Annotated in this window: 8 protein-coding genes; all 8 read right to left on the bottom strand. The window is 67.1% G+C overall.

What is annotated here, in order from left to right:
- Positions 1 to 90 precede the first annotated feature (90 nt).
- The 8 genes from E8M83_RS01710 to E8M83_RS01675 all read right to left on the bottom strand — a co-directional run bounded on the left by E8M83_RS01710 (position 91) and on the right by E8M83_RS01675 (position 12,461).
- Positions 91 to 1,767, bottom strand: coding sequence for a methyl-accepting chemotaxis protein (locus E8M83_RS01710; RefSeq protein ID WP_137171668.1), 1,677 nt, complete (start codon positions 1,765 to 1,767; stop codon positions 91 to 93).
- Between the two features lie 258 nt (positions 1,768 to 2,025).
- The gene (locus E8M83_RS01705; protein WP_137171667.1) at positions 2,026 to 3,216 is read right to left on the bottom strand and encodes a dipeptidase; all 1,191 of its coding nucleotides are present in this window, start codon (positions 3,214 to 3,216) and stop codon (positions 2,026 to 2,028) included.
- Positions 3,213 to 4,784: a serine hydrolase gene (locus E8M83_RS01700; RefSeq protein ID WP_137171666.1), complete on the bottom strand. Its 1,572-nt coding sequence runs from the start codon at positions 4,782 to 4,784 to the stop codon at positions 3,213 to 3,215. The genes E8M83_RS01705 and E8M83_RS01700 overlap by 4 nt, the downstream gene beginning before the upstream one ends.
- The gene (locus E8M83_RS01695; RefSeq protein WP_137171665.1) at positions 4,781 to 5,827 is read right to left on the bottom strand and encodes a DUF1611 domain-containing protein; all 1,047 of its coding nucleotides are present in this window, start codon (positions 5,825 to 5,827) and stop codon (positions 4,781 to 4,783) included. The genes E8M83_RS01700 and E8M83_RS01695 overlap by 4 nt, the downstream gene beginning before the upstream one ends.
- Positions 5,827 to 8,079 (bottom strand): TonB-dependent receptor, encoded by a 2,253-nt coding sequence (locus E8M83_RS01690; RefSeq protein ID WP_137171664.1) that lies wholly within the window; start codon positions 8,077 to 8,079, stop codon positions 5,827 to 5,829. The genes E8M83_RS01695 and E8M83_RS01690 overlap by 1 nt, the downstream gene beginning before the upstream one ends.
- Positions 8,080 to 8,110: 31 nt before the next feature.
- The gene (locus tag E8M83_RS01685) at positions 8,111 to 9,424 is read right to left on the bottom strand and encodes a peptide MFS transporter (RefSeq protein ID WP_137171663.1); all 1,314 of its coding nucleotides are present in this window, start codon (positions 9,422 to 9,424) and stop codon (positions 8,111 to 8,113) included.
- Positions 9,421 to 10,416, bottom strand: a complete 996-nt coding sequence (locus tag E8M83_RS01680) for a dipeptide epimerase (RefSeq protein WP_137171662.1) — start codon at positions 10,414 to 10,416, stop codon at positions 9,421 to 9,423. Before E8M83_RS01680 ends, E8M83_RS01685 begins: the two co-directional genes overlap by 4 nt.
- The gene (locus tag E8M83_RS01675) at positions 10,416 to 12,461 is read right to left on the bottom strand and encodes a serine hydrolase (protein ID WP_137171661.1); all 2,046 of its coding nucleotides are present in this window, start codon (positions 12,459 to 12,461) and stop codon (positions 10,416 to 10,418) included. Before E8M83_RS01675 ends, E8M83_RS01680 begins: the two co-directional genes overlap by 1 nt.
- Positions 12,462 to 12,497: the final 36 nt, after the last annotated feature.

The following is a 12,497-nucleotide window of genomic DNA, read 5'->3' as shown; positions in this document are numbered from 1 at the left end:
CTACGGTGCGATAAACGATTGATACTGGAAAGGTCATCATGACAAGGGCGCGTACGGGCGCGCCCTTGTCAAGAGTGTGACATCGGGCTGTCAGGCGATGAACTCTTCTTGCGCGTCGACCGGGGCCGTGCGGCGGGCATTGCCTGCTCCCGGCTTGCGGGAGCTCACCACCAGCCCACGGCTGCCCGAGGCAGCGCGCATGGCATGGCCCGCGCCACTGTCGCCGATATTGAACACGCTCACCAGCCGGGCCAGCGTTGCCGCCTGGTCTTGCAGCGAGCTCGCGGCCGCGGCCGCTTCTTCGACCAGCGCCGCATTCTGCTGGGTCACGCCATCCATCTGCGTGATGGCTTCGTTGATCTGTTCGATGCCGACCGTCTGCTCGGCGCTGGCCGAGGCGATCTCGGACATGATGTCGGTCACGCGCGTGATGCCTTGCACGATCTCTTGCATGGTCGCGCCGGCATCGTCGACCAGGCGCCCGCCGGCATCGACCTTGGCCACCGAATCGGTGATCAGGCCGCGGATCTCCTTGGCCGCGCTGGCCGAGCGCTGGGCCAGGTTGCGCACTTCGCTGGCCACCACCGCGAAGCCGCGGCCCTGCTCGCCGGCGCGCGCCGCTTCCACCGCTGCGTTCAGCGCCAGGATATTGGTCTGGAAGGCGATGCCGTCGATGACGGCGATGATGTCGCCGATCTTCTTGGACGACTCATTGATCGATGCCATGGTCGTGACCACCTGCGACACGACTTCGCCGCCGTGCGCGGCGATCTGCGAGGCGTTCTTGGCCAGCACATTGGCCTGGCGCGCATTATCCGCATTCTGGCGCACGGTGCTGGTCAGTTCTTCCATCGACGATGCGGTCTCTTCCAGCGAGCTGGCTTGCTCCTCGGTGCGCGAGGACAGGTCGAGATTGCCCGACGCGATCTGTTGCGAGGCCGTGACGATGGTCTCGGTGCCGGTACGCACTTCGGTGACGGTCTTGCGCAGGTTCTCGGTCATGGTCTTGAGTGCGGCCATCAGGGCGCCAACCTCGCAGCGCGATCCGACCCGGATATCGGCCGACAGGTCGCCTGCCGCGACTTGCTGCGCGACGTCGACCGCGCCCGCCAGCGGCCGCGTGATGCTGCGCGTGAGCAGCCAGCCGAACGCGCTGCCAAGGGCGAGCGCGATGACGCCGAGGGTCACCATGACCTGGCGCGCAGAGGTGGTCAGCGCATCGATGTGGCTACTCTCCCGGATATACATATTTTGCTGGAAGGATTTCACGTCCTCGACGCTCTGCACATAGGCGCGCATCTCGGGCATGACCTTGTCGCGCAGGTAGGCTTGTACCTCGGGGCTCGAGATGCCGTGCTCTTCCCTGAGCTTGTAGCCTGCATTGCGGATTCCACTGTAGCGCTCGCGATGTGCCGCCACTGCCGCCAGCAGTTGCTTGCCCTGGTCGCTTACGACCAGCACTTCAAGCTCCTTCTGCAACTTGCTGACACTGCTGCTGACCTCCGCCATCTCCTTGTCGAGCATCTGTTCATAGGCCGCATCGACGCTGTTGAACTTGGCGACGGTGCGCACCGAGTTAAGCGCGATCCCTTGTACCCAGACGGTGGCCAGGTCCGACTTGTGCGATGCCTCGGTCATGACGGTCTTCGCATCCGCGATGCGCGCCAGCTGCCATAGTGCGCTTGCCAGCATGATTACCATGAGGAGAAGGACTGCGGCGAAGGCGCCGGCTAGACGGGTACCGATGTTGAGGTCGTTGATTTTCATATTTTTCCGTTTCTGGAACAATGGGCTGGCTTGTGTCTTTCACCTGTTCTGCATGTAACGTATTGATCCGTAACGATGTTAGACCAGGAGCTGTTCAAGAATAAGCGCCCGTATGCCGGCTTGGGAAACCCAAAGTCAGCAAATCAGCACGACTGTTGCGTGTTGGAAACGAAATAATGTTTGAAAAATACTTACCAGTAGTAGATTTTCATCGAAGTTGGCAAAGGTTTAAGTGCCGTACAGCGGGACAATTTCGGGTCAACGATCGCCGCCAGCTTGCTGTTCGGCCGCCTCCAGTACCCGTAACAGGTTCCCACTCCACAGCTTGGCCAGGTCTGGCTCCGACAGGCCATCCGCCTTCAGGCGCGCGCTGATACGCGGCAGGTGCGACACATTGTCCAGGCCGCGAATACCGCCGCCGCCGTCGAAATCTGCGCCCATGCACACGTGGTCGATGCCGGCCACCGCGATCAGGTGCTTGAGCGCGGCGATGTACTGCTCGAAGCTGGTGTTCCACAGCGGTTCGACGGCGTCCAGCGCCAGCCATTCCTTGCCCAGCGCGGCCTGTTCCCGTGGCGCGAGCGTGCCGATAGTTTCGATGCGGTCGAACAGCTCCGCGCGCTGCGGGCCCATTTTCAGCTCGCTCAGGTAGATGGTCGAGGCGCAGACCGCGCCGCCGCCGGCCGCGATCTTGCGGATGCGCGCATCGTCGATATTGCGCGGATGGTCGTAGCTGGTGCGCGAGTTCGAGTGCGACAGCAGCAGCGGAGTGCTCGACAAGGCCAGCATCTGGTCGACCGTGGCATCGGCGGCGTGGCTGGCGTCGATCACCATGCCGAGCCGGTTCATCTCGCGCACCCAGTCGCGTCCGAGCGGCGACAAGCCGTTCCAGGTGGGCTTGTCGGTCGACGAATCGGCGAACTGGTTGTTCTTGCTGTGGACGATGCCGACCAGGCGCACGCCCTGGCGCTGGAATTCGGCCAGCGCCGTTACGCTGTCGCCCAGCGGATAGCTGTTCTCGATACTCTTGAATGCGACCAGCTTGGCGGCCGCGTCGAGGCGGCGCGCTTCATCGGCGGTGGTGGCGATGCCGATGCGGCCGGCATGGCGCGCCAGGGTCGTGTCGATCAGCGCTGACCGCGCCAGCGCATGCTCGCGCGCCGCCGCATAGCCTTCCGGCGTCAGGGGCCCCTGGTCGGTGAAGATGGCGAAGAAGCCGCCATCCAGGCTGCCGTCGCCCATGCGCGCCAGGTCGAGCTGGGCGACCTCGAGGGCGGGATCGTGGCGCTGGCCGAAGTCCCAGCCCGCGCGGCCGAAATGTACCGGCGTGTCGAGGTGGGCGTCGAGCGTCAGCAGGCGGCGATGGATGTCGTGGGCCGGCGGCGTGGCGCAGCCGGCGAGCGTGAGCATGGTGGCGAGGGCGAGGCTGGCAGTCGTGGTCGTTTTCATTCAGGCGTTTTGGTCGGGGTGAAGTTCAGGTCCGCGTAATCCCAGCTGAAATCGGCGATCGGCGAGACCGGCGCAAGCTTGATGCCTTGCACCTTGCCGTCCTTGTCGAAGGCGAAGCTGAGGTAGGCCGGCTCCAGGGCAGTATCGTCGAAGCGGGTGATCCAGGTGTCGTATTGCCAGTGCTCGAGCCGGCCCGCCATGCGCTGGGTCGAGGTGAAGTCGACCCGCAGGCCATTCTTCTCTTCGGAGATCACGAGCTTGCCGTACCAGGGATCGGTATAGGTGCCTGCCAGCGCCGCCGGTGGCAGCGACGGCCTGGATTTCACCGGCCTGGCCTGCTTGGCCTTGAGCAGCTCCAGGCCCTGTTTCACCTTCTTCGCCTTGTAGGCCTGGAAGGTCGCCGGCCAGTCCGCTTTCGGCTTGTCGAGGTAGTGATCGGCCAGCTCGTACATCAGGCCGCGCACCAGTTCCCCGTCCTCGCTATTGATCGCGATGGCGAAGCCCACGTTCTGCTCGGGCAGCAGCACCACGGCGGTGCCAAAGCCAAACACCGCGCCGCCGTGCCAGATCATGCGCGCGCCGCGGTAGTCCATCAGGTCCCAGCCCAGGCCATAGCTGGCGAGCTTCGACTCGGTCAGTTTCAGCTCCGGCGGCATGGGCCCGGTAGGCATCGGCATCGACGGGGTCCACATCTGCGCGTGGGTCTCGGCGCTGAATACGCGCTTGCCCTCGGGCGTGGCGCCGGCGCCGAGCAGGGTGTGCAGCCAGCGCGCCAGGTCGTTGGCGCTGCTGGCAATGCCGCCGGCCGGCGCCGCGTTGCGTCCCAGGTCGTCGCGCTCGTCGAGCCGCACCTGGTCGCCGGCGCCGCGCAGGCCGCCATTCATCCTCGCGTGTGGAAAAGCGCGATTCGCGGTCGCGAAATTGTCTTCGTTATGGGTGGTCGACACCGTCATGCCGGCGGGACGCAACACGTGCTCGCGGGTGTAGTCTTCCCAGGTCTTGCCGCTGACCTGTTCGATCAGCTGGCCGGCCACCACATACATCAGGTTCGAATAGGCATAGGTGCTGCGAAAGCTGGTCGCCGGTTTCAGGTAGCGCACGCGGTGCACGGTCTCGGCGCGCGAGAGCTTGCTGCGCGGGACGAACAGCAGGTCGCCGGCGCCGTAGCCAAGGCCGCTGCGGTGGGTCAGCAGGTCGCGGATCGTGATCTCGCGCGTCACCCACGGGTCATGCATCTGGAATCCCGGCAGGTGGTCGATCACCTTGTCGTCCCACTTGATTTTTCCATCGTCTACCAGCGTGGCCAGCGCGGCGACGGTGATTGCCTTGCCGGTGGAGCCGGTCGGGAACAGTGTATCGCCGTCGACCGTCGCTGCCGCACCGAGCTGGCGTAAGCCGAAGCCGCGCGCCAGCGTCGTCTTGCCGTCTTCGACGATGGCGATCGCCAGGCCCGGCACGCCGATGCGCTGGCGCAGCGTCTCGACGCGGGCCTCGAAATCGGCGGGCGGCGCCGCCAGCGCGGGGGCGCAGGCGAGGGTCAGCAGCAGGGCGGGAAGAACGTGTTTCATGACATCTCCTGGCAGGCGTCGAGCAGGCGTTCGAAAGCGGGACCGCCCCGCATCGGATCGGCCACAGGATACGGCAGGCGCGCGGCATACAAGGCGATCGCGGCCTCGGCGTCCTCTTGCGTCATGCCGCCGGTATTGAGCGCCACGCCCACGCAGCGGATCGACGGATTGGTCACCCGGCCGAGCGCGATGGTCTGCACGATGACGGTCTCGATCGACGGCAGGCTGGACGAAGGATAACCCAGCAGGTGCTCGCGGCGAGGATCGTGGCACACCACGAACATATCGGGCTGGCTGCCGTGCAGCAGTCCCAGCGAGACGCCGGCGAAGGCCGGGTGGAACAGCGAACCCTGGCCTTCGATCACGTCGACGTGGCCAGGGTCTGCGGCGGGGCTGAGGATCTCGGCGGCGCCGGCCACGAAGTCCGAGACGACGGCGTCGATCGGCATGCCGCTGCCGGCAATCATGATGCCGGTCTGGCCGGTGGCGCGAAAACTCACGTCGACGCCGCGCGCGCCCAGGCCGCGGCTGATGGCCAGCGCCGTGTACTTCTTGCCCAGCGCGCAATCGGTGCCGACCGTCAGGATGCGGCGCCCGCTGCGCGGCAGGCCGGTCGCGATCGGGATCTCGGCCGGCGGTACGCGCACGTCAAACAGGCGCCGGCCGCTGCGCGCGGCCGCCGCGCGCAAGGCGGGCAGGGAATCCAGGCGCACGTGCATGCCCGAGACGATGTCGAGGCCCGCATCGAGCGCGGCGACCAGGGTCGGCACCCAGGCGTCGGGAATAGCGCCGCCTGCCGCGGCCACGCCGATCACCAGCGCGGTGGCGCCTTGCGCCGCGGCTTCCTCGCAGCTCAGCTGCGGGAGCCCGGCCGAGACGGTCGCCGCGGGCAGGCGCAGCTCGCCCACGCAGCGTTCGCCGGCCCAGTCGCGCAGGCCGAAGGCAGTCTTGGCGAAGCCCGGTTCGGTGACATCGCCCAGGAACAGCAGGTAGCGGCCGACGGCCTGGGTTTCGACTGCAGGTACTTTGGATGCTGCTGACATCAATACTCCCGGGTCAAGGTGAAGCCGACGGTGCGCGGCGCGATCACGCCGGTCAGCATCGCGCCATTCGGAGAAACGAACATGCCGTTTGCCGTGGTCGAGGTCGTCGACAGCCGGCCGTCGCTATTGCCCAGGTTCTTGCCAAATACCTCGACCGTCCAGTTACCCAGTTCGAGGCCGGCGTAGGCGTCGACCACGTTGTACGACGGGATCTCGCGCTGGTGGCCGCGGGCAGCGCGGTAATCGATGTCGAAGTTGCCGTACTGGCCCGCCATTCGCCGCACCGAAGCGCCGGCGAAGGCGGGCGTGGTGTCGCCGATGGTCCAGCGGTAGTCCGCCAGCAGCGCCGCGGTGTACTTCGGCGAAAACGGCAGGCGATCGCCCTTGAAGCCGCCGACCAGCGGGCTGGTGTCGCCGTCCAGGCGCGCCTTGTTCCACGAACCGTTGGCCGACAGGCGCAGGCCGCGCATGGGGCGCCAGCCCGCGGTAATTTCCACGCCGTCGGCGGTGGCGCCGGCGCCGTTGGTGTTGACGCCGTAGTCGTTCACTTCGGCCAGCAACTGGATGTCCTTCCACTTGATGTGGAAGGCCGACAGGTCGAGCGACCAGCGTCCATCCGCGGTCTGGGTCTTGAGGCCGGCCTCGTAGCTCATCACGCTGTCCGAATCGTAGGTGGCGGGGGTGCCGGGCGGCGCTTCCGGCGGCAGCACGTTCGGTCCGCCCGGGCGGAAGCCCTTGGCCGCGCGCGCATACACGGCGGTGCGCTCACTGAATTTCCGCTTGAGCGAGACCGCGTAGGTGAATACGTCCTCTGACGATTCGGCGCGATTGTCGACCGGCGCGCCTGCCAGGGCCCCTTCGCCGACCTGGCGCGCGTCCTGCTTGTTATGGCTGTAGCGGCCGCCGATATCGAGGTCGTACACGGGGTTCAGGTGGATCGTGGCGTTGGTGAAGGCCGCGACCTCGCGGTAGTTCGAGCCGAGGCCGATCTCGGCCAGCAGCGGCAGGCCGGTGGCGGGCGTCATCGTGCCCGGGACCAGCGCGTTGTAGTGCTGGGCCAGCTTGGCGTCTTCGTCGGTGTAGTACAGGCCGCCCAGCCAGTCGACCCGTCCGCCGCCATTGGAGGAGAGGCGCAGCTCTTGCGTAAACTTCTTGACCTCGAGTTCCATGCCCATGAACAGGTCGTTCGGCACGCCGAGATTTTCCTCGATGAAGCCGCTCAGGTTGTGGGTGATGTCTTCGCGCGCATACTGCTTCTGGGTGCTGTAGCTGGTCGACGACGTCAGGCTGGCGCTGCCCAGGTTCCAGTTGGCGGTACCGTTGAACACGCGATAGTGGATGTCGCGCATCTGCGGCACGAACTGTGACTGGGTCGGGCGGCCGTACAGTGTCTCGAGCGAGTCAGGATCGCTTTCCACCACGCTCGGGGCGTCGGTGGCGATGTTCTGCATGACCGCGGTCAGCCGGAGATCGAAATCTGCGTTCGGCTTGTACAGCATCGACATGCGGCCGCCGTAGTTCCTTGCCTTGTTGATGTCCCTGGCCACGTCCGAGCCGGCGGTGCCGATCGAGTCGATGAAGCCGGGCTCCTTTTGGTACGACACCGAGGCGCGCGCGGCCAGCGTGTTGCTGATCGGCGTGTTGACCACCAGGTTGGTCCGGTACGACACGCCGCCGCCGTCGACCGACGCCGCACCGACACGGGCGCGCATGGCGAAACCGTCGAAGTCGGGCGCATTGGTCACGAACTTGACCAGGCCGCCAAGCGAGCTGGCGCCATACAGCGCGCCTTGCGGGCCGCGCAAGACCTCGACCCGGGCCAGGTCGAAGGTGTCGAAGTCGCCGGCCAGGATTGCGCCGTTGGCCAGGCCGCTGCTCGAGCCGAATGGCGTCTCGTCCAGGTAGACCGCGACCGTGGAAGCCACGCCGCCGGTGTCCAGGCCGCGCAGCACCAGCCGCCCCTCGCCGGGCGTGCTCTGCACCAGTTGCAGGCTGGGCACCAGCTTGAGGTAGTCGGCGAAGCCGGTGGCCTGGTGTTTTTCCAGCGCGTCGCCGCCGACCACCGACATCGATTGCGGCACGTCGACCATCGTCTGGGCGCGTTTCTGGGCCGTCACCACCACTTGCTGGACGTCGTCGCGCGCGGCGCTGTCCTGCCCCGCCGCATGCGCGGTGGAGAATGCGCCGGCTACCGCCAGCGCCATGGAAGTCAATGCGATCTTGCCTGCTGCTCTTTGCGTGGGAAATGCCATGTGGTTCTCTCCTGTTTTTTCGTTATCGTTATCAAGCATTGGCGCCGGCGGGGACGCCGCCGGCATGCAGCCGGTCCGCATGCCGCATCGGACCGTCGAGACGCCACAGCAGGGCGGCGGCGAGCGTCGCCAGCGCCGCCAGCAGGGCGAAGAAAGCGCCGGGTGCGAAGCGGCTCCACAGGCCGCCCACCAGGCCGGCCGACAGGCTGCCGGCGAAGGTCACCAGGAACCAGGCCGCGACCGTGGTGCTGCCCAGGTGGCGCGGCGCCAGCCGGGCGAACAGCCCCAGGCCGGTGGGCAAGATGAACAGCTCACCGATCGTCAGCACCAGGAAGAACAGCACCAGCCAGATCCAGCCGGTGGCAGCGGCGCCGGCGCTCCAGCCGGCCGCCGCCAGCACCAAGTAGGCGCCGGCCACGATCAGCGCGCCGCAGGCCATGCGCCGCAGCGGGGCCTGGTCGACGCCGGCGGCCGCCCGGCGATGCCAGTAGGCCAGCAGGGGCGGCGTGAGCAGCATCACGAACAGCGGGTTCAGGGACTGGAACCAGGTCATCGGGATCGTCCAGTCGCCAAGGGTGCGATCGACGCCGCTGTCGGCCCACAGCGCCACCGTGTTGCCGACCTGCTCGTAGGCGGCGCGGAACACCGTCACCGCCACGCCGATGCCGACCAGGACCAGCACCGTCTCGCGGCCCAGGCTGCGCGGCGCGCCATCGTCCATCGTCTGCGCGGCCGGTGCATTGCGCGGCGCTTCCGGCGGCAGGTAGCGCTGGCCGGCGATGTAGATGGCGAGGCCCAGCACCATGCCGATGCCGGCCAGGCCGAAACCGTAATGCCAGCCATACAGCTCGCCGATCGTGCCGCACAACAGCGGGGCCAGGAAGCCGCCGATATTGATGCCGACGTAATAGACATTGAAGGCCCAGCCGCGGCGCGGGTCGGTGCGCGCATACAGGTCGCCGACCTGGCTCGGTAGCGTCGGCAGGAACAGGCCGTTGCCGAGGGCGATGGTGGCCAGCGCGACATAGAAGAAGGCGTCGAAGGCCATCATGAAGTGGCCGGCCGCCATGATCGAGGCGCCGATGACGATGGCGCGCCGCTTGCCCAGCCAGCGGTCGGCCAGCACCCCGCCCAGGATCGGCGTGAAATAGGCCGCCGCCGTGTAGGCGCCGTAGATGAACGAGGCCTGGGCCTGGGCGAACAGCAGTTCCTTGGTCATGAAGTAGACCAGCAGCGCGCGCATGCCGTAGTACGAGAACTGTTCCCACATATTGGTCAGGAACAGGATCGTCAGGCCGCGCGGGTGCCCGAACCAGGTCGGCTGCACGGTCAGCGGAACGCTCATGCGCCGCCCCAGACCTCGGGGCCGGCCCAGATCTTGCCGTCGACGTACTCGACGCCGGGCTGGCGGTCGTTGGCCAGGAAGATCGGGCCGTCCAGGTCGACGATGTCGCATTCCTGGCCCAGCACGAAGCCGGGCCCCATGCCCAGGCTCGAGCCACCCATATTGCCGACCATGACGCCCAGGCCGAGGCGGCGCGCCTCGCGCGCCATCAGCAAGCCTTCGGTCAGGCCGCCGCATTTATCGAGCTTGATATTGACCACGTCGTAGCGGCCGACGCTGGCCGCCACGTCGCCAAGGGACAAAATGCTCTCGTCGCCGGCCAGCGGGATCGGCGAACGCAGTCCCTGCAGGTCGGCTTCGCGGCCGCGCGCCAGCGGCTGCTCGAGCAGGCCGACGTCCTGGGCCAGCAGGCCGGCGATCAGGGCGTCGAGCTGGCCGGCCACGAAGCCCTGGTTGCCGTCCACGCCGAGCCAGGCGTCCGGCCGGACGGCGCGCACCGCCGCCACCCGCGCCAGGTCGAGATCGAGGTCGCCGGTCAGCTTGATCTTGATGGACCGGGCCTGGGTATGGGAACGTGCGGTCTGCGCCATGGTTTCGGGCTCGTCGGCGCCGAGAGTGAAGGTGGTGCGCAGCGGCTTGGGCGCGGCCTTGCCGGCCAGCTGCCACACCGGCACGCCGGCGCGCGCCGCTTCCAGCTCCCACAGCGCGCAATCGACCGCATTGCGCGCGCCGCCCGGCGGCAAAATGCTGCGCAACTGCTCTCGCGTGGGACCGGCGGCGATCGCGGCGCTGGCGCCGTCGAGCGCGGCCAGCATATGGGGCACGTCGTCGCCCAGGTAGTAGACGCCGCCGGCTTCGCCGCGGCCGCGGTGACGTCCATCGTCCAGGGTAACGACGATCACGTCGAAGGCCTCGAACACATAGCCCGAGATACGAAATGGCTTGGCGAGCCGCAGTTTGTCGGTCGCGACCGAGATGTTCAAGTGGGCCATCAGTAGTTCACCGTCATCGAAAGAAGGCTGAAACGCAGGGCGATATAGGCCAGCAGCAGTGCCGAGAGCAGGAACAGCACGCTCCACACCTTGCGCAGGCGGCCGCTTCCCTTGAATGCCAGCTGCAGGTTGCGCGCACCGGAGACCAGTGCCGCAACAAACGCGAGCAGGCCGCCGATCTGCAGGAGCCACAGCCACGGGTCGAGCGGGGAGGTCGCATTTTCCAGCGTCGCCTCCAGCGCGGCCACGATGCCGCCCCAGCCGGCCAGCACCGCCAGGATGGCCAGCGCCGACAGGCGCGCGGCCAGCGCGGCCTGGCGCGCCGGCTTGTCCAGCGTGTGCTGCAGCTTGTAGCGGCGGCGCACGATCCAGCCGGCCGGTATCGCCAGTACGGCGAACAGCAGCACCGCGATCGCCACGCAGGCGGCGGGGATCAGCCAGGCGCTGTTCTTGCCGGCCGGGACGCGGTCGAACACCATGAAGGGCGACATGAAGTCCATGCTCCAGCGGACCGGTTCACCGTTCACGACCTGGGCCGCGAGACGGTCTTCGCCATTCTTGTCGCGCCACACGAAGGGCGCGATCTCCACCCACTCGCGCGGGCGGCCGTTGGGGCCGAGCAGGGCCGGCACCACCAGCTGGCCCTTGTCGTCGATCGTGACCTTGACCTGGCCGAGCAGGCCGAACACGGCGAAGAAATTCGATTCCGAGCGGCGCGTGCTTTCCCACGAGCCGACCATCTTCTGCGCATGCTGCTTCGCTTCGGCCTCGGGCACGCGCCCGTCAGCCGGCAGGGTGGTGGGGAAGTAGCGGTCCGAGAAATCCTGGAACAGGGCGCTGCGCAAGGTATTCGATGCGCCGGCGCGCCCGCCGCTATTGACCGACAGGTAGAGCCCCACGCCTTCGTCCATGTACAGGTGCAGCGAGCTGTGGAAGCCTTCGGTGTCGCCCAGGTGGGCCACCACGTCGCGGCCGTTCACATTGGTCTCGAAAAAGCCCAGTTCCATGCGGTTCAGCGGCGGCAGCAGCGACGACTTGGCGATCTTGTCGAGCGGGCTGTCGTGCATCGTCCTGGCGGTGGCGGCGGACAGGATGCGCCGGCCATTGAACTGGCCGCCCTGCAAATGGGCGATCATGAAGTTGGCCATGTCCCGGCCACTGGCCGACAAGGCCCCGGCCGGCGCCGAGTTGACGATCTCGAAGCCGAGCGACGGCTCGCCCGGCTTGCTGTAGCCCCTGGACATGAGTGGCTCCAGGGCCGCCGGCAGCGGCTGGCGGAAGGTCGCGGTGCGCATGTCGAGCGGCGCGAAGATGTGTTTTTCGACGTAGTCGTCGAACGGCATGCCCGACACGCGCTCGACGATGTAGCCGGCCAGCGAGGTGGCATAGTTCGAATAGGCGGGCGTGGCGCCGGCATCGAAGATGCGCTCGGGGATGCGCGACTTGAGCAGCTCGCCCAGCAGCCTGGCCTTGTCCTTGTCGTAGACGATCAGGTATTTCACCGATTCTTCAAAGCCCGCGGTGTGGGTCATGATCTCGCGCATCGTCACCGGCTTGCCGGCGCGCTGCGGGATGGTGAAGTCGAGGTAGGCGTTGACGTCGGCGTCCAGGTCGACCTTGCCCTGCTCGACCATCTGCATCACGGCGGTCCAGGTCACCAGCTTCGATACCGAGCCGGGACGGAACAGGGTGCGCTCGCCATCGACCGGCGTGCGCTTGTCGACGTCGGCGTAGCCGAAGCCGCGCGCACTGACGACCTGGCCGCCCTTGACCACCACCACCACCGCGCCCGGGATGTCGCTGGTATTGAGCGCGAACGGCATATAGCCATCGAGCCAGGTGTCGAGATTGCTCTTGTCGAGGGTGCGGGCGCCGTTGGCGCCTGGGGCCAGGACGGCGGTTTGCGCCGTGTCGGATGGGTTTTTCGCGCTTGGGCCCGGCGCGATCGGCGACGGCGGCAGTGTCGGCGCCTGCGTGGCCTGCTGGGCGCTTGCGCCGGCCTGCCAGCACAGCATGCCCAGCAGCAGAATCTTCAGGAATCTCATCGTGTCTCTTCTCCCTATTCGTTCGATTGATTGCGA

It is taken from the genome of Massilia sp. HP4 (assembly GCF_005222695.1).
Classification (GTDB): Bacteria; Pseudomonadota; Gammaproteobacteria; order Burkholderiales; family Burkholderiaceae_D; genus Telluria.
Note: the sequence above shows the minus strand (reverse complement) of the source record. Positions and strands in the feature narration are given on the sequence as shown.

Excerpts from the sequence above, each read along its gene's own strand:
- E8M83_RS01710 (WP_137171668.1), bottom strand. The coding sequence starts at position 1,767 with ATGAAAATCAACGACCTCAACATCGGTACCCGTCTAGCCGGCGCCTTC.
- E8M83_RS01705 (WP_137171667.1), bottom strand. The coding sequence starts at position 3,216 with ATGAAAACGACCACGACTGCCAGCCTCGCCCTCGCCACCATGCTCACG.
- E8M83_RS01700 (WP_137171666.1), bottom strand. The coding sequence starts at position 4,784 with ATGAAACACGTTCTTCCCGCCCTGCTGCTGACCCTCGCCTGCGCCCCC.
- E8M83_RS01695 (WP_137171665.1), bottom strand. The coding sequence starts at position 5,827 with ATGTCAGCAGCATCCAAAGTACCTGCAGTCGAAACCCAGGCCGTCGGC.
- E8M83_RS01690 (WP_137171664.1), bottom strand. The coding sequence starts at position 8,079 with ATGGCATTTCCCACGCAAAGAGCAGCAGGCAAGATCGCATTGACTTCC.
- E8M83_RS01685 (WP_137171663.1), bottom strand. The coding sequence starts at position 9,424 with ATGAGCGTTCCGCTGACCGTGCAGCCGACCTGGTTCGGGCACCCGCGC.
- E8M83_RS01680 (WP_137171662.1), bottom strand. The coding sequence starts at position 10,416 with ATGGCCCACTTGAACATCTCGGTCGCGACCGACAAACTGCGGCTCGCC.
- E8M83_RS01675 (WP_137171661.1), bottom strand. The coding sequence starts at position 12,461 with ATGAGATTCCTGAAGATTCTGCTGCTGGGCATGCTGTGCTGGCAGGCC.